General features: G+C 69.3%; 24 protein-coding genes and 2 pseudogenes. 19 read left to right on the top strand and 7 right to left on the bottom strand.

From position 1 onward, the window contains the following. Positions 1–19: 19 nt before the first annotated feature. Together K3769_RS04855 and K3769_RS04850 are read right to left on the bottom strand one after the other, a co-directional pair. Positions 20–394: pseudogene (locus K3769_RS04855) on the bottom strand (nuclear transport factor 2 family protein); the annotation flags it as partial. A 52-nt stretch (positions 395–446) separates the two neighbouring features. Then, complete coding sequence (locus K3769_RS04850; protein WP_267025222.1) at positions 447–1,055, bottom strand: TetR/AcrR family transcriptional regulator; 609 nt, start codon at positions 1,053–1,055, stop codon at positions 447–449. 220 nt (positions 1,056–1,275) lie between these two features. Between K3769_RS04850 and K3769_RS04845 the strand changes: the two genes are divergently transcribed. Both K3769_RS04845 and K3769_RS04840 read left to right on the top strand, forming a co-directional pair. Beyond that, on the top strand, positions 1,276–1,656 hold the full coding sequence (locus K3769_RS04845; protein ID WP_369016280.1) for a nuclear transport factor 2 family protein: 381 nt from the start codon (positions 1,276–1,278) through the stop codon (positions 1,654–1,656). Further along, complete coding sequence (locus K3769_RS04840; protein WP_267025221.1) at positions 1,653–2,534, top strand: NmrA family NAD(P)-binding protein; 882 nt, start codon at positions 1,653–1,655, stop codon at positions 2,532–2,534. Before K3769_RS04845 ends, K3769_RS04840 begins: the two co-directional genes overlap by 4 nt. 208 nt (positions 2,535–2,742) lie before the next feature. On the opposite strand, the gene K3769_RS04835 is transcribed toward K3769_RS04840, so the two are convergent. Together K3769_RS04835 and K3769_RS04830 are read right to left on the bottom strand one after the other, a co-directional pair. After that, positions 2,743–2,922, bottom strand: a complete 180-nt coding sequence (locus K3769_RS04835) for a hypothetical protein (RefSeq protein WP_267025220.1) — start codon at positions 2,920–2,922, stop codon at positions 2,743–2,745. Positions 2,923–3,080: 158 nt separating this feature from the next. After that, positions 3,081–3,356 (bottom strand): winged helix-turn-helix transcriptional regulator, encoded by a 276-nt coding sequence (locus K3769_RS04830; RefSeq protein WP_267031243.1) that lies wholly within the window; start codon positions 3,354–3,356, stop codon positions 3,081–3,083. Positions 3,357–3,559: 203 nt separating this feature from the next. Here K3769_RS04830 and K3769_RS04825 point away from each other — a divergent pair, with 203 nt between their 5' ends. Then, complete coding sequence (locus K3769_RS04825; protein ID WP_267025219.1) at positions 3,560–4,120, top strand: carboxymuconolactone decarboxylase family protein; 561 nt, start codon at positions 3,560–3,562, stop codon at positions 4,118–4,120. 263 nt (positions 4,121–4,383) lie between these two features. On the opposite strand, the pseudogene K3769_RS04820 reads toward K3769_RS04825, so the two are convergent. The 3 genes and pseudogenes from K3769_RS04820 to K3769_RS04810 form a co-directional block, all read right to left on the bottom strand. Then, positions 4,384–4,515, bottom strand: a pseudogene (locus tag K3769_RS04820) (undecaprenyl-diphosphatase); the annotation flags it as partial. Then, positions 4,506–5,915, bottom strand: coding sequence for a site-specific integrase (locus tag K3769_RS04815; RefSeq protein ID WP_267025218.1), 1,410 nt, complete (start codon positions 5,913–5,915; stop codon positions 4,506–4,508). The pseudogene K3769_RS04820 and the gene K3769_RS04815, both read right to left, overlap by 10 nt. A gap of 417 nt (positions 5,916–6,332) precedes the next feature. Further along, complete coding sequence (locus K3769_RS04810) at positions 6,333–6,701, bottom strand: hypothetical protein (protein WP_267025217.1); 369 nt, start codon at positions 6,699–6,701, stop codon at positions 6,333–6,335. A 251-nt stretch (positions 6,702–6,952) separates the two neighbouring features. Here K3769_RS04810 and K3769_RS41075 point away from each other — a divergent pair, with 251 nt between their 5' ends. The 16 genes from K3769_RS41075 to K3769_RS04735 all read left to right on the top strand — a co-directional run bounded on the left by K3769_RS41075 (position 6,953) and on the right by K3769_RS04735 (position 14,141). Continuing rightward, complete coding sequence (locus K3769_RS41075; protein WP_372514863.1) at positions 6,953–7,198, top strand: helix-turn-helix domain-containing protein; 246 nt, start codon at positions 6,953–6,955, stop codon at positions 7,196–7,198. A gap of 2 nt (positions 7,199–7,200) precedes the next feature. Then, the gene (locus K3769_RS04805; protein WP_267025216.1) at positions 7,201–7,482 is read left to right on the top strand and encodes a hypothetical protein; all 282 of its coding nucleotides are present in this window, start codon (positions 7,201–7,203) and stop codon (positions 7,480–7,482) included. Between the two features lie 103 nt (positions 7,483–7,585). Next, complete coding sequence (locus K3769_RS04800; protein WP_267025215.1) at positions 7,586–8,395, top strand: phage antirepressor N-terminal domain-containing protein; 810 nt, start codon at positions 7,586–7,588, stop codon at positions 8,393–8,395. After that, positions 8,392–8,754, top strand: a complete 363-nt coding sequence (locus tag K3769_RS04795) for a hypothetical protein (protein WP_267025214.1) — start codon at positions 8,392–8,394, stop codon at positions 8,752–8,754. Before K3769_RS04800 ends, K3769_RS04795 begins: the two co-directional genes overlap by 4 nt. Further along, the gene (locus tag K3769_RS04790) at positions 8,751–9,233 is read left to right on the top strand and encodes a hypothetical protein (protein WP_267025213.1); all 483 of its coding nucleotides are present in this window, start codon (positions 8,751–8,753) and stop codon (positions 9,231–9,233) included. Before K3769_RS04795 ends, K3769_RS04790 begins: the two co-directional genes overlap by 4 nt. Continuing rightward, positions 9,230–9,406, top strand: coding sequence for a hypothetical protein (locus K3769_RS04785; RefSeq protein ID WP_267025212.1), 177 nt, complete (start codon positions 9,230–9,232; stop codon positions 9,404–9,406). Before K3769_RS04790 ends, K3769_RS04785 begins: the two co-directional genes overlap by 4 nt. After that, the gene (locus K3769_RS04780) at positions 9,403–9,738 is read left to right on the top strand and encodes a hypothetical protein (RefSeq protein ID WP_267025211.1); all 336 of its coding nucleotides are present in this window, start codon (positions 9,403–9,405) and stop codon (positions 9,736–9,738) included. Before K3769_RS04785 ends, K3769_RS04780 begins: the two co-directional genes overlap by 4 nt. Continuing rightward, the gene (locus tag K3769_RS04775; RefSeq protein ID WP_267025210.1) at positions 9,735–9,926 is read left to right on the top strand and encodes a hypothetical protein; all 192 of its coding nucleotides are present in this window, start codon (positions 9,735–9,737) and stop codon (positions 9,924–9,926) included. The genes K3769_RS04780 and K3769_RS04775 overlap by 4 nt, the downstream gene beginning before the upstream one ends. Further along, positions 9,923–10,132 (top strand): hypothetical protein, encoded by a 210-nt coding sequence (locus K3769_RS04770; RefSeq protein WP_267025209.1) that lies wholly within the window; start codon positions 9,923–9,925, stop codon positions 10,130–10,132. Before K3769_RS04775 ends, K3769_RS04770 begins: the two co-directional genes overlap by 4 nt. Before the next feature lie 109 nt (positions 10,133–10,241). Next, positions 10,242–10,634, top strand: coding sequence for a hypothetical protein (locus K3769_RS04765; RefSeq protein WP_267025208.1), 393 nt, complete (start codon positions 10,242–10,244; stop codon positions 10,632–10,634). A 112-nt stretch (positions 10,635–10,746) separates the two neighbouring features. Next, positions 10,747–11,256, top strand: coding sequence for a hypothetical protein (locus tag K3769_RS04760; RefSeq protein ID WP_267025207.1), 510 nt, complete (start codon positions 10,747–10,749; stop codon positions 11,254–11,256). Continuing rightward, entirely contained in the window at positions 11,253–11,660 is a 408-nt protein-coding gene (locus K3769_RS04755) for a hypothetical protein (protein ID WP_267025206.1), read from the top strand. Before K3769_RS04760 ends, K3769_RS04755 begins: the two co-directional genes overlap by 4 nt. A gap of 126 nt (positions 11,661–11,786) precedes the next feature. Further along, positions 11,787–12,119 carry a hypothetical protein gene (locus K3769_RS04750; protein WP_267025205.1) on the top strand — a complete coding sequence of 111 codons (333 nt, stop codon included), beginning with the start codon at positions 11,787–11,789 and terminating at the stop codon, positions 12,117–12,119. Beyond that, entirely contained in the window at positions 12,116–12,970 is an 855-nt protein-coding gene (locus tag K3769_RS04745; RefSeq protein WP_267025204.1) for a PD-(D/E)XK nuclease-like domain-containing protein, read from the top strand. Before K3769_RS04750 ends, K3769_RS04745 begins: the two co-directional genes overlap by 4 nt. Continuing rightward, entirely contained in the window at positions 12,967–13,827 is an 861-nt protein-coding gene (locus tag K3769_RS04740; protein WP_267025203.1) for a hypothetical protein, read from the top strand. The genes K3769_RS04745 and K3769_RS04740 overlap by 4 nt, the downstream gene beginning before the upstream one ends. Positions 13,828–13,898: 71 nt before the next feature. After that, positions 13,899–14,141: a hypothetical protein gene (locus K3769_RS04735; protein ID WP_267025202.1), complete on the top strand. Its 243-nt coding sequence runs from the start codon at positions 13,899–13,901 to the stop codon at positions 14,139–14,141. Positions 14,142–14,176: the final 35 nt, after the last annotated feature.

Below are 14,176 nucleotides of genomic sequence, written 5' to 3'. Positions count from 1 at the left end.
CGGCAGCGCGCCGGCGAGCGCGGCCGTCGCAGACGAAGTCGGGCTCGGTGGATCCGCCGTCCTGTCCCGCGAAGCGCATCGGGTTGACGTAGTCGGCCTGGACCCGGGCGGTGTCGCCGCTGTCCTGTTCCAGCAGGCCGAAGCGCACCCGCCGGTTGACGATCAGATGCTGTCGCATCGGGAACAGCTCCATGGTCTGCGAGAGCCACGCGGCGATCTCCCCGGCGTCCCCCTCGACACCGCCCGCGGACCGGTAGTCCGCCCGTCCGTCCGGCGTGAACAGCCGCCGGTACGCCTCCCAGTTCCCGTCGTCGACTGCCACCGCGTACTCGGTGACCACCTCGTCCACCGCGAGCCGGTCCATCACCGTCGCCAGTTCCACGCGCTGCGTCATCGGCTCAGTGTTGGCCACGGGGAGGAGTGCGCCAAGGGGCGTGCAGGGATATTCACCCGGCGTGCGTGGTGCGGACGTCGTGGGCGCCGGTCAGGAGTTTCGCGGTGAAGGCGGCCAGCTCCGCCCGGAGTTGTTCCCGGGACTTGCCGTGGCGGTCGACCAGGTGGTCGACGAGGTCGGCGCGGACCGCGGCGAGCAGCGCGTGGGCGGCGAAGGCGCCGTCGCCGAAACCGGGAAGGTCCTCCAGGACCCCTCGGAGTGTGCCGTGCCACCAGTCGTAGTGCCCGGCGCCGTAGGGGCTGCCGCTGCCCGCCTCCTCCAGGGCCAGCGAGAGGTGCCGGTGGTCGAACTTGAAGCACAGGAGGGCGTCCAGCAGCGCGGGCGCGCGCTCGGCCGGCGGGGTGCCGGGCCCGAGGGGGTGCGGGCCGTCCACGACGGCCCGGCGGATCGGTTCCAGCCGGGTCTCGTGGAGCGCCAGGATCAGACCGGTGCGGTCGCCGAAGCCGCGGAACAGCGTCCCCTTGCCGACGCCCGCCTCGGCCGCGATGTCGGCCATGGACACGTGCTGGGGACTGTCGCTCCGGGCGAAGAGCCGGTCGGCCGCGGCGAGTACTGCTTCCCGGTTGCGTACGGCGTCCGCACGGGGCTTGCGTTCGGGCACGGGTTCCTCCGGGAGCCGAGGGTCGTACGGGCGTCACGGTTGCTTAAGCGGACCGCGGGTCCGTATAGTCGGCTCCAAGCGGACCGACGGTCCGTATCGTATCGGAGGAAGCCTTATGACCACGAGTTCCACGAGTTCCACGAGTTCCGTGAGTCCCGTGAGTTCCGTGAGTACGGCCGCGAGCGCTGGACCTGCGGACCTGTTCCGGCGGGGCCTGCGGATGCTGATCGACAAGGACATCCGGGCCTGGGTCGGCCTCTGGAGCGAGGAGGGTGTTCTTGAGTTCCCCTTCGCCCCCGCAGGATGGCCGAAGCGGCTGGAGGGCAAGGCCGCCGTCGCCGACTACATGCGCCACTATCCCGACCACATCGACCTCCACGACTTCCCCGACGTGAAGGTCCACGAGACCAGCGAGCGCGGGACGATCGTGGTGGAGATGCGCGGGGTCGGGCGGGTGGTGGAGACCGGTGAGCCCTTTGACATGACCTACGTCGCCGTCGTGACGGTCTCCGGCGGACTCATCACGCACTACCGCGACTACTGGAACCCCCTCGCCGTCTCCCCGGGCGGCGCGACCGACTTCACGCGGGGCGACCGATGAGCGCCGTGACCGCCCCCGCGGCCGTCCTCGTGCTCGGCGCCACGGGCACCACCGGCAGCCGTGTGGTCTCCCGTCTCGTAAGGGAGGGGCACCGGGTGAAGGCGGCCGGGCGCCGGGCCACGCCCGTCGCCGGCGCGGAGGCCGTCCGCTTCGACTGGTACGACCCGGCGACGTACGAGGGCGCGCTGGCCGGCGCGGACCGTGTGTATCTCGTCGCGCCCCTTGACTCCGCCACCCCGGCCGACGTCATGCTGCCCTTCCTGGCGCAGGCACGTGCGTCGGGAGTGCGCCGGGCGGTGCTTCTCAGTTCGTCCGCGATCTCAGCGGGAGGCCCGGTCGTCGGGCAGGTGCACCGGGCTCTGCCCGGTCTGTTCGACGAGTGGGCGGTGCTGCGGCCCTCCTGGTTCATGCAGAACTTCACCGGCGACCACATGCACGCGCGGAGCATCCGCCAGGACGGGGTCATCCTGACGGCCGCGGGCGAGGGCCGGGTGGCGTTCGTCGACGCCGACGACATCGCGGCCGTCGCCGTGCACGCGCTGACCGACGTGCGGGCCCCCGGCACCGACCTGGTCGTCACCGGCCCGGAAGCGCTGAGTCACGCCGAGGTCGCGGCCGTTCTCACCGAGGTGACCGGGCGTACGGTCGCTCACCGGCCGCTGGCCTACGAGGAGATGAGGGATCACCTGGTCGCTTCGATGCCGCTGGAGTACGCCGCGATGCTCGCCGGCCTGGACCGCGCGAACGCGGAGGGGGCCGAGGACCGCACCACCGGCACGGTCCGCCGCCTCACCGGCCGCGCGCCGCGCACCTTCCGCGACCACGTGCTTGCCGCGCTCGGCGATACGGAAACGGCACCGCCGACGCGCGTGTCATGACGACGGCCGGTCGTGCGCGGGCGGCGCGCCTGGGGCTGAGGTGGGCGGACTGAACGCTGACCGCCGACAACCGAAGTGGCGGGGTACGGGCGGCTGTTGAGCGCAGGGCCCGGCGGAGAGGCCCTACGGCCAGGTGGGTCGGACGGGTCGGGCGCGCCGGGTCGGTAGGAGGGGGCGGGGCTCCGTCACGGAGGCCGCGCCCCGGAGGTCACGCCGCTTCGACTATCTCTGCGCGCACCGCGGCGGCCCACTGCACGACCAGCAGCTCGTACTCGACGCGCTCCTGGGGCGAGAGGTAACCGCCCGCACGTATCCATAACGCTCGGATCTGCTCATTCAGTGCGGCCGCTGACCGCACGGAACCAGGGCTCGGAGAATGGGTGGACATGCGCATCAGCGTAAGGCCAAGGACTGACAGTGCGCTACCAGATGACTACCCATGCCGTATGCGCTTGGTCACGCAATAAACGTTTCAGGGCCACCGAGTGGGGAGAGGGGGCGATGTGCGTCACCTCACTGGCGCATCACTGCCGCCTCTCGGACGTCTTACCGTCGCTCCGCCCACGTGTGTGACCAGTCGAGCAGAGGGCCCATCGCGGTCACGAGGTCGTCGCCCAGCGGGGTGAGGTGCCAGGCCGCCCCGTCCGTGGGGGTGGCGATCCCCGCCTCGCGGAGTTCGCCGAGCCGGGCGGACAGCACGCTGGAGGACATGGCGTCGCAGCGCCGCTGGAGATCGCGGAAACCGACCGGCGCGCCGCCCCGGTGAAGTTCCCAGATCACCCGGAGCGTCCAGCGGCGGCCGAGGAGATCCAGCGCGGCCATCACGGGACGACCGGTGTCCGAACCGCGCACCGGCCGACCGTGACGAGGTGTCGTGCCCAAACCCTCTCCTCCCCGCGCCGGTCGACTCATCACCCCGATCGACTCGCCACCCCGATCGACTCACCGAACCGACAACTCGCCGCGCTGTCCTTGTGTGTGACGACTCTTGCGCTTCTAAAACAGAAGCGCAAGAGTCGGCAGGCATGAAGCAGCGCATCGACGGCATCACGCCGCCCTACGATCCCGAGTCCGAGCGCGCCTTACGCCGCTGGATGCCACCCGGCGTCACCCAGGAACCCCTGATGCTCTTCAAGGTCCTGGAACGCCATCCCGACCTCGCCTCCCGTATGCGGGAACTCGGCGCGAGCCTCCTCGCCCACGGCCTGCTGCCCGATGCCGACCGCGAACTGGTCATCTTCCGGGTGGCGGCCCGCTGCGACTGCGCCTACGAGTGGGGCGCCCACGCGGTGGCGTACGCCGAGGCCGCGGACCTGACCGCGGAGCAGCTCACCCTGACCGTCACCGGCACCCCGCACGACCCGGCGTGGACGCCCCGTCAGAGCGCCCTCCTGGCGGCCGTCGACCAGCTCCACGACACGGCCCGCCTCGACGACGAGGCCTGGACCGCGCTCCGGGCGCACCTCGGGGAAGAGGAAGCCCTTGAGGTCCTGGTCCTGGCGGGCTGGTACCGCACCATCGCGTACGTGCTCAACGGACTGGGGATCGCACGCGAACCCTGGGCGAAGCCGTTCCCGACCGGCTGACCGGCTGACCGGCGTCCACCGGCCGCCCCGGTTTTATTCGGGTGCCCGCGGGAGCCGTAGCCGCTACCGTCGTGCACGTCCAGGTGCGAAGGCGGCTGTCACCTCTCCCGCGGAGACGGTGACGCGGACGCGAATCCCGCCGCCGAGTCGGATCTCAGGACACCGAGCGCGAAGCCGCCCGCCACGGGGGAACCATGCGGGCGGCTTCGTTCTGTCCGGAACCTCACCCGGACTTCTGTACCTCGGTACGTGGTCCGGGGGCGTCAGCCCGAAGACTCCGCCGCGTGCGGGCTCAGCGCACCCATGCTGACCAGCACGATGATCAGGATGCCGAGCGCGATGCGGTAGTAGACGAACGGCATGAAGCTCTTCGTCGTGATGAACTTCATGAACCAGTGCATCGATGGGCAGCTCTGGCGGCTGTGACCTGCCGGTTCCACCACTCGGCGAGACCATCTGGGAGAGAGCTGGGAGAACTCGCTGCCGTCTCCCATTCCGCCTCCCGCACGAAGCACTCGAAGCGCTCCTGCAGCGAATCCATCATCCGCTGCTCCATCGCCGTTGTCACGTTCGCATACAACCCCTCCACGCCCGCGACCTCGTGTCCCATCCGCGTCTCCACGGCGATACGGGAGTGCACCCCACCCGCCTCGTCGATCCACTCCTTGTGGCCGTGGCGGAGCAGGTACAGCCGCTTGCCTGCATAGGCCGTCGCAGGGATCGCGGCGACCGGACGACGTGAAGTCACAGTCTGCTGCTGCCCCAGCCGCACCCGCTCGAACTCTGCCGATGCGTCACGGCCGTCGGCGATCGGGCGCCAGTAGTGGTAGGTGAAGTTGGCATTCGCCAGTAGACCGCCAGAGATCGACCGGAACACGTGATCCCCGTCGTGGCTTTTCAGAAGCAGCTCCAGCAGTTCCACGAGGAACGGCGGGATCACCAGGGTGCGCTGCGACTCGTACTTCGGCGGGAACTCCTTCAGTGCACCCCCCTCGCGCTGGTGCTGCCACTGCACGCGAACCGCTGGCATCAGGTTCGCGCCATAGCGCAGGAGATCCTCGGCGTGCCGCTCCTCCCGGTCTTCCTCCTCTGGGTCATCGAGCGGGTCAGAGTCCGGCCAGGCAGGGTGGCAGTAGACGCGACGTAGGGCGTACAGCTCCGCCGGCCGCATGCCGGTCGTGGTCATCGTCCACACGAAGACGAAGCCGTCGAGTCCCCAGAAGGCCAGAGCGTTGCACGCCAGCTGGTGCACGTCCTCGATGTGCATCTCGCGTTTGCGCTCCCGCGGCTTTTTCTTGTACCGGCCGCGGCGCTGCTTCTTCCCCTTCGGCACTGGGGACGCCTTGCGCAGCCCGTCGTCCACTGCGTCGTCCATGAGCATCGAGAAGATGGTGAGGATCTCCTCGCCGTACTTCAGTCCGACGTTGGGCATGTCCTTGAGCTGCTTCTTCCACGCCTTGTAGGCGGACGGCAGGATGTCTCCGACTGCGGTATCACCCCACCGGGGAACGATGTAGAGGCGCAGCATCGACCGGATCGCCTTCTCGCGCAGGTGCCCCACGTCGAGGGTGGCGGGCCAGGTCTTGGCGTACTCCGCGACGGTCGTGGCGCCGTCACGGCGGGAAATGTAGTCGTCGGCACGGATCTCGGCTTCACGGTCGAGGCCGTAGTTCTTGGCCTCCGCCTCGTCGGTGAAGCCGCCCTTCTGGTCATAGATCCACTTGCCGCGGTCATCCTTCTTGCGCGTGTTCCATACGACTCGACAGGTGTTTCCGCGCCACTCGACGTAGGCCATCTGCTGCCCCTTGGGTGCTGGTGCGGGTGGCCGGCTGGCACCCCTGCCGCCGGCCCCTCCGCCGCGGCTGCGCTACTCGTGCTGGCCGATGATGCAGGCCTGACAAGCGGCGCAGTCGCCTCCTTGACGCTTGATCAGGTCTCGCACGGTGCGTCTGGCTTGTGCGTCGTGCTCGACCCGGGGCGTCGCGACACACACGATTCTCCCAGCTATTCGACCTTGAAAGCCGTAGAAGTCGGACCCCAGGTCGGCAGTGAGCAGTTCGTGCATGGGCTCCCCCTTTCGGGTGAGAGGGAACCTCCCAAGTACTCAGGGATGGTGCCACGTTGGCGAACTGTTGTGACCGGGTTCGTCCCAAGTGGCGCCGGTTTCGAGGTAACAAAAAGGTAAAGTCAAAAGGTTGTACGTGGCCCGTGATCAGTTGTGGTCAATACCGCGCTTTTTCCATCGGTTGAGCACCTCATCGACTACCTGTCGCTTCAACTCGCGGATCTGCGAGGCCGTCAGGTCGTCACTTACGGCGATGAGTGCATCCTGCACGGCGTCGCCCACATCGGCCGCGAGGTCTCCCGGTCGCACGGGTGAGACGACCGCGCCGCTGGGCCTGTCCTCCACCGGGGTGGGCGGAATGTTCTGGCGGAGGAAGTCGTCGCAGCTGCCCCGCGCCCAGTGAATGACTGTCTCGATCTTCTCGTAAGTGAGTGGTCGTACCGACTTGCCGCCTTCGACCTTGTCGTAGGTGTTGATCTGGATTTCGGCAGCTCGGGCGACATCGATCTTGCTCATCTTCAGCTCCACGCGCCGACGCATCACGAGTGTCGCCAGCCTCTGAAGTGCACTTTCGTCATATGGGGGTGCCATGACGCACATCATCGCAGGGGCTCTCAGGAACAGCTAGGAACACCCCCTTTTCTGGCCTGAACCTTGACGCTGAAGTGACGCTCGAACGCGCGTTCGCCGCCTCGATCCTGCGTGTATCTACATGTTACTGCGTGGTAGCAGTAGCGTGAACACGCAGAAACTCGTAGGTTCTACTCATGGCAAGAACCCCAGCCACCTACACGGTGCATGGGCCATCGCTCCGCAAAGAGCGCATGCGCCAAGGCCTCTCAGTCAGACAGGCGGCAGCAGCAGCACGCATCAGCCGCAGCTACCTGCAGCGCCTGGAAACCGGCACCCGGGAGCACATGGGGGCGCCGAGATACACCCGGCTCCGCAAAGCACTCAAGTCCACCGACGAACAGCTCCTCGCCCCAGCCGAGGACCCCCCAGAAACGAGGTGACCATGTCGGCCCCCGACACCCCCACCGTGGACATCGACTCGCTCATGTACCGCGACGGCTACATGAAGCCCCGCCAAGCAGCCGCGGCACTCGGCTGCGGCGAACGCTGGCTACTGGATGGCCTGAACCATCACGGCTTCCCCCACACCCGGCTCGGCCGCGCCAAGTGGCTCTCCGAGGACAACCTCCGCGAGATCCGCACGCTCTGCCAGATCCCCGCCGACCGGTCCAGGATCGCCCGGCTCCGCCGCAGCTCCACGAAGCCGGCCCGCGCTGCCGCGTAACCCCCGCGGCCCCAACCGCCGGAGTCGACCGGCAGCCGGGGCCACTGCGGCCCTCGGGCCGCGCGATCCACCCACACATCCCGCTAGAGAACAGGAGTGGACCTTGTCCACATCGTCGCACGAGGTCGTGAAACTCGATCTCACCGCTGGCTCCATCCACACCGTGCTGGTCGACGGGCAGCCGCACATCGCACTGAAGCCCGCCATCGAGGACTTGGGCCTCAGCTACGCCGCGCAGTACCGCAAGCTGCAGACCCGGTCGTGGGCCTCCATTGCTCAGACGGCAATGCAGATGCCCGACGACGACCAGGTGCGCAACCACCTGACCGTCCCGGTCCGCACCTTCCTGATGCTCCTCGCGAACGTCAACGAGAACCGCGTCGCCGAGAGCATCCGCCCGACCCTGGTCGCCTTCCAGAACGAGACTGCGGACGCGATCGAGGCGTACTGGACGCAGGGCGGCGCGATCAACCCGCGGGCCTCCGGGGATCAGCTGGACTCGCTGATCTCCCGTGCGAAGCAGCAGGCCGAGGTGCTGTCGATCCTCGCGCCGATCGTCTCCCGGGAGTGGCTGGAGACGAAGGGCCGCCTCGTGGCAGCCCGCGCGCTGGGCGAGGAGCCGGAGGTCGACCCGCTCGATGTCCCTCTGTACGTCCCGGACTTCCTGAAGGCCAAGGGTCTGAAGCGCGCGGACATCGAGTCGGTGCAGTCGTGGTTCGGCCGGCGTGCGGCCGGGATCTACACGGCGCAGACCGGCGAGGACATCGGCACCCGCCAGACGGATCTGCCGAACGGGTCGGTCCGTAAGACGAAGGCGTGGACGGAGCGACACCGGCCGGTCTTCGACGAGACGTGGGACCGCTACTACGCCGACCAGTACCCCCAGCAGCTCGGACTCGGGGGTGCGGCATGAACTGGTACGACAAGGGCGGCGCCCTCATCGACGTCGCGACCGCCAGCGAGCTTCTGGGCAACGCGGAGTACAAGCGGGTCGGCCTGACTGAGGTCGCGTCGGGTGACCGGTCTGCGGTGCACATCGTGTCGACGGTGTGGCTGGGCCTCGATCACAACTACGGCGATGGGCCGCCACTCCTATTCGAGACGATGGTGTTCGGCGAGGGTTCCTGGGCTGAACAGGATTGCCAGCGCTACAGCACGGAGCTTGAGGCGCGCATCGGCCACACCGAGATGGTCGCGCTGGTGGCGGCCACCGTGCCCGACGAGGCCATTACCGAGCTTCCGGCGTGGCCTGAGATGGGCGGTGCCGCGTGAACGCCGCCGAGTTCAACGCCCGCTACCCGGTCGGCACGCCGGTGTTCGCCTACCCGGGCGCCCGGCCGGAGGACATCCCGTCAACGCGCCGCCTCGTGACCCGTACCCGCACGGTAGCGACGACGTCGGCGAGCGGCGACCCGGTCGTCTGGGTCGACGGCGAGGGCTCATATATCTGCCTCACGCACGTCGACCCGGTGTCGGAGAGCGAATGGCAGGCCGCCGCTCCCGAGGCTGCCCGCAAGCGGATCTCCGACCTGTTGTGGTGGAGCGTTCCGAGCAGCAACGACACGGACGCCAAGGCCAAGACCGAGGCGCTGCTGGACGCTTTCGCTGCCGCAGTGCGGGATGCAGCCTTCCGTGAGGCTGTCGATCTGGTCGCCGCCGACACGGACATCCACATCCGATACGGGTCGGCCACGGACTACGCCGAGCGTCACGCTGACCTGCTGCGACGCAAGGCCGGTGAGGGCCGGTGACCCGCCCGATCCGCGACCTGGACACGCCGCTGGACCGCCTGGAGCAGCAGGTCGCCGACCTGGTGGCCCGCCAGAACGAGCAGCGCGCCGACGAGTCCGCCGAGCGACTGCGGGGCTTCTTCGCCGGCCAGCCGCTGCCTACACGCCGAACCGCAACCGAGGAGACCCCGTGACTGCTCTGACCATGGCCGACATGACCCCGGCGATCACCGCGCTGGAGTCCCTCACCGTCAACCACCCGCAGCTGCCCGCCGCCCTCCTCCACATCCGCGGCACGACCCTCGGCGCCGAGCAGGTAATCGACGTCCAGTTCAACCACGAAGCCGACGCGTTCGCCGCCTGGTGCGAGGCCCTGGACATCGATACGGGCGGGCTGGAGTCCCGCGAGGGCACCTTCAACTGGCACACCACCGCGGTCACCCGCTACGGCGGCGTCACCTTCGTCCTCTACCTCAACCACCGCACCGCCGCCTGGCGCGCCGAATCGCTGAAGGTCGCAGCATGAGCGCCGCGGTCCGGCCGCTCGCAGACGCGGCAGAGGAAGCCCTGGTCCGTCTCGACGGGGAGTTCGCGCGGCGCGCCCTGGGCGCCCGGCCGTGGACGGTCGCCGACTACTACGTGCGGGTCGAGCGCATCAAGGCCCAGTACACGCTCTGCCGTGAAGGGCAGCGGCGGGCGGAGGCGGCGTCATGACGGCCCCGGCGCCTGCCCTGTCGCCTGCTGCGGGCTTCGTGAACGCGATGGCCCGACATGCGATCCGCGGCCTGGACGCCCGGGTCCGTGAGCTGGAGGCGGATGTCGCAGGTGCCAGGGAGGTCGGCCACGCCCTGCGTACCGCCCGGGACTTCGCCGCCAGCCAGACCGCCGGATACGTCGACCGCAGCGGGCTCGACGGCTGATGGGCGCCGCCATATGGGCCGCCACCGCGGTCGCCTGCTGCGCCTGGACAGCCTTCGTGGCCCGCGTCATCCGAGACCTGTACCGCACCGACAGCACCGAGGGGGAGCAGTGACCTTCACCGACCTGATGCCCATCCGCATCGCCAGGCGCGAACGGCCCGTCCGCAGGCACCGGGCCCCTGACGAGTGTGCGCGGCTGCGCTTCCTCCTCTTCGGAGCCAACCTCTGCATCCGCGGCCTGCGCCTCCAGCTCGACGACCAGGACCGCGACCACGCCGCGACGATCGCACGCATCGATGAACGGCATGCCGAGGTGGTGACCGGCCTGGAGAGCGAGGTCGCAGAACTGCAGCGCCGACTCGACATCGCCTGCCGGGCAGAGACCGCGGTCACCAGGACGCAGGAGATCAGCCTCGACGAGATCCGGCGGCACTGCGTCAAGCCGCTGCACCAGGCGCCGTTCGCCACCGCCGCCCCCGGATGGGCGCCGACCGCCATCTGACTCCCGACTGCCTGCCGGATGACACCGGCCGGCAGTCGGCGGGCCAACGCAAGAACCCCGCCGGGGTCCAGCCGACGGGGGTCCACCACTCACCATCCCATGGAGGGATCCCATGACGACCACAACGACCGAGACCTTGAAGCAGGAGTACGACCGCCTCTGCGACGAGGAGGACGAGCTCCGCGCCGCCGCCCGCAAGGACGGGTGGAGCGAGTGGGCGAAGGAGCGGCAGCGGGCGATCAGTCTGCGTCTGCGGGAGATTCTCACCATCCCGCCCGCCGGGTACGCGCTGCCGGCCGCGGCGTCCGGGCTGATCGCCCACGCCGAGGCGCACGGGTGGCTGGCCCTCGCGCAGTGGACGTCCATCGACTTCGACGGTGACCCGTTCGTGACGGTGCAGGTGGGCCGCCAGCTCGCCGACGGGGAGATGCCCGACGCCCGCGGACGCAAGTGGATCTACAAGCTGACCTGGCACTCCCGTGACTGCGCCCCCGGCAAGGTCCGCCTGTTCGGCAACGGTCACGCCGTCACCCCGGACAGCCCGGCCGGGAACTACGCGCCCTCCGTCAAGGCGATCCGCGCGGTCATCGAGCAGCACCCGGCGCCGGAGGCGATCTCATGACCGTCCGCCCACCGATAGTCGGCGCCGCCCTGTGGACCGCCGTGATGAAGAACGCCGAGCACCGCTGCGAGTGCCGCGGGGCCTGCGGCAAGAAGCACGACCCGGACCGCAAGCGGGTGCAGGGCCGGTGCGACCTGGAGAACGGCAAGCGCATCTCGAAGGTCGGCCAGGTCGTCCTCATCGCGACGCCCCGCGACCCGATCAACGAGGGCGACTTCGTGACGGCGGCCACCCTGCCGGCCAAGCGTCTCGCCGCGATGTGCCGCCCCTGCTACGACGCGGTCCGCCGGAAGATCAACGCCGCCGTGAAGCAGCTCCCGCCGCAGGAAGAAGGGCTGTTCGCCGTCGACGAGTACGTCGTCAGCAAGGGCAGCACGGAGCAGGCCGACGTCGGCGCCGCCTGATCCACAACTCCAGACCTGCCGCCGGCGCACCCCCCTTGGCGCCGTGGCTTCCGAGGCGGCCCGTCCCGCATCCACCCCCCGGTCGGGACGGGCCGTCGTCCAACCGCACACCCGAAAGCGAGACCCATGAGCACCGAAAGCACCACAGAAACCGCGCGCCACGTGCTGTGGCACTACGGCCACCGCGGCGGATACCAGCCCGGCCGCTTCACCCAACTACTGATGCAGACCATCGACGCCGCTGACATCACCCACACCGCCTGCCTTGCCGGCGCCTACCCCGAGCTCGTCGAAGCCATGAACCTCGCCGCCAACCGCGAGGACGGCATCGCCCAGCTGAAGAAAGCCGCGGGCCTCGCCTGCATCCGCTGCGGCGACGAGGACGGCCCCTTCGCCGGAGCACCCCGCCAGCCACTGTGCGAGCCCTGCGCCCGGCCCATGCCCCTGGACGCCGCATGACCGCCGCCGTGGAGGTTGAGGCGCCGAAGGTCGTCGACGGCCTGTCCGCCGAGGCGTACCACGCCGACAAGAAGTCGATCTCCTCGTCCGGCCTGCGGGCCCTGCTGAACCCGGGCTGCCCCGCCCAGTTCAAGTACGACCGCGACCACCCGCAGGCGCCGAAGAAGGAGTTTGACCTCGGGCACGCCGCCCACCTGTACGTGCTCGGCGAGGGCCCGGAACTGGAGGTCATCGACTTCCCGGACTGGCGGAAGAAGGACGCCCAGATCCAGCGCGACGAGGCCTACCTCGCCGGCAAGGTCCCGCTCCTCACCAAGGACCACGACATGGTCGTGGCGATGGCGGAAGCGATCCGCCAGCACCCGATCGCCGGCCCGCTGTTTACGCCCGGTTCGGGCAAGGCCGAGCAGTCGATCTACTGGACGGATTCGGCGACCGGGGTGCGCTGTCGGGTGCGCCCGGACTGGCGGCGCGAGTCGATCGTCTGCGACTACAAGACGATCAAGGATGCGGCGCCGGACACCATCAGCCGCGCCATCAAGGACCGGGCCTACCACCAGCAGGACGCCTTCTACATCGACGGCGTCGAAGCCGCAGGTCTCGCCCCCGACGGCGCCCGGTTCGTCTTCGTCTTCCAGTCGAAGATCGCGCCCTACCTGATCACGGTCCGGGAGCTCACCGACCAGGACCGGGACATCGGCCGCGCCCGCAACGAACGCGCCCTTCGGCTCTACGCCGAGTGCGAGACCACCGGCAACTGGCCCGACTGGACCGGGCCCGTCACCGAAATCCCCCAGATCGGAATGCCGAGCTGGGACACCCTCCGCCAAGCCGAGGAGTACCTGAAGTGAGCAACGAAATTGCCACCCGCGACGAGCAGCAGGGCGTCGCCGTACCGACGCCGCCCGCCACGCAGGGCGAGCAGTCGGCCCTCATGAAGTGGGCCGAAGAAGCAAAGGTCATCTCCAACCTCGCCGTCTCCATCTCCAAGACATCCTTCGCCGGCCAGCTCCGCGGCCAGCCGGAAGAGGTCACCGCCGTCATCCTCGCCGGGCACGAGCTGGGGCTGAAGCCGATGGCCTCCCTGAAGGCGATGGACATCATCCAGGGGACACCGGCACTGCGGGCCCACGCCATGCGCGGCCTGGTCATGTCCCACGGCCACAAGGTGCGGCTCGTCGAGTCCACGCAAGAAAAGTGCGTGTACACCGGGCGCCGGGCCGACGAGGGCGAAGACGCCTGGCAGACCGTCACCTGGACGCTGGATCGCGCCGGGCAGCTCGGTCTCCTGGAGAAGAAGGAGTGGAAGAAGCAGCCGCAGACCATGCTCGTCGCCCGCGCCACCGGCGAGATCTGCCGGCTCATCGCAAGTGACGTCCTGCACGGAGTGCCCTACGCGGCCGAGGAACTCGACGGCTACGTCCACGGCGAGGCCGTCCAGCCCAAGCGGGCCCCGCTGTCCGTCGCCTCCCTCACCGCCCCCGCGGCGGCCCCGGAGCCCCAGCCGGCCGCCTCAGACGTAGTGGACGTCGACACCGACGACGAGCACACCGCCGCCGTCCAGGCCCTCCGCGACTTCGCCCAGCGGCACGGCGTCGACGACATCGAGGCCCTCGCCCACGAAGAACTCGGTGCGCCCGTCGAGCACGTTGGCGCGCAGGCCATCCGCGAACTTGTCGCCCGCCTCAACGCCGCAACCGCCGCCTGACCCATCCCCGTTACGGCCGACCCGCCCGCCGATAACAGGCGGGTCGGCCTCCCAGAAGGAGACCACGAACCATGACCACCGACCAGACCAGCACCGTCCACACCGAGCCGGCGGATCCGATGCCCGAGCGGATCAAGGAGGCGCTCGTCGCCCACATCTGCGACCTGATCCTCGGCCGCGACTCGCAGGCCGCCACCCACGGCCGCGCCCTCGTGTGGGAGCTGCGCCGCGAGGGCCTCGACCTCGCCGAGCCGGTCAAGACCCGGCTCACCGACCACCTGCTCGGCAGCGCGAACCCCGACGTTCCGTTCTAGCCCGCCTCGTCCGGTGGCCGGCCGCACCCGTAATG

This window comes from Streptomyces ortus (assembly GCF_026341275.1).
In the GTDB taxonomy this organism is placed as follows: domain Bacteria; phylum Actinomycetota; class Actinomycetes; order Streptomycetales; family Streptomycetaceae; genus Streptomyces; species Streptomyces ortus.
The sequence above is the reverse complement of the archived record's forward strand: the minus strand, read 5'-3'. Positions and strand labels throughout refer to the sequence as shown.

Bases quoted from the DNA above. Each gene is read 5' to 3' on its own strand.
- K3769_RS04760 (WP_267025207.1), top strand. From the start codon at position 10,747: ATGACGACCACAACGACCGAGACCTTGAAGCAGGAGTACGACCGCCTC.
- K3769_RS04845 (WP_369016280.1), top strand. From the start codon at position 1,276: ATGCTGATCGACAAGGACATCCGGGCCTGGGTCGGCCTCTGGAGCGAG.
- K3769_RS04735 (WP_267025202.1), top strand. From the start codon at position 13,899: ATGACCACCGACCAGACCAGCACCGTCCACACCGAGCCGGCGGATCCG.
- K3769_RS41075 (WP_372514863.1), top strand. From the start codon at position 6,953: ATGGCAAGAACCCCAGCCACCTACACGGTGCATGGGCCATCGCTCCGC.
- K3769_RS04745 (WP_267025204.1), top strand. From the start codon at position 12,116: ATGACCGCCGCCGTGGAGGTTGAGGCGCCGAAGGTCGTCGACGGCCTG.
- K3769_RS04810 (WP_267025217.1), bottom strand. From the start codon at position 6,701: ATGAGCAAGATCGATGTCGCCCGAGCTGCCGAAATCCAGATCAACACC.
- K3769_RS04775 (WP_267025210.1), top strand. From the start codon at position 9,735: ATGAGCGCCGCGGTCCGGCCGCTCGCAGACGCGGCAGAGGAAGCCCTG.
- K3769_RS04755 (WP_267025206.1), top strand. From the start codon at position 11,253: ATGACCGTCCGCCCACCGATAGTCGGCGCCGCCCTGTGGACCGCCGTG.
- K3769_RS04770 (WP_267025209.1), top strand. From the start codon at position 9,923: ATGACGGCCCCGGCGCCTGCCCTGTCGCCTGCTGCGGGCTTCGTGAAC.
- K3769_RS04830 (WP_267031243.1), bottom strand. From the start codon at position 3,356: ATGGCCGCGCTGGATCTCCTCGGCCGCCGCTGGACGCTCCGGGTGATC.
- K3769_RS04825 (WP_267025219.1), top strand. From the start codon at position 3,560: ATGAAGCAGCGCATCGACGGCATCACGCCGCCCTACGATCCCGAGTCC.
- K3769_RS04805 (WP_267025216.1), top strand. From the start codon at position 7,201: ATGTCGGCCCCCGACACCCCCACCGTGGACATCGACTCGCTCATGTAC.
- K3769_RS04795 (WP_267025214.1), top strand. From the start codon at position 8,392: ATGAACTGGTACGACAAGGGCGGCGCCCTCATCGACGTCGCGACCGCC.
- K3769_RS04840 (WP_267025221.1), top strand. From the start codon at position 1,653: ATGAGCGCCGTGACCGCCCCCGCGGCCGTCCTCGTGCTCGGCGCCACG.
- K3769_RS04835 (WP_267025220.1), bottom strand. From the start codon at position 2,922: ATGTCCACCCATTCTCCGAGCCCTGGTTCCGTGCGGTCAGCGGCCGCA.
- K3769_RS04750 (WP_267025205.1), top strand. From the start codon at position 11,787: ATGAGCACCGAAAGCACCACAGAAACCGCGCGCCACGTGCTGTGGCAC.
- K3769_RS04815 (WP_267025218.1), bottom strand. From the start codon at position 5,915: ATGGCCTACGTCGAGTGGCGCGGAAACACCTGTCGAGTCGTATGGAAC.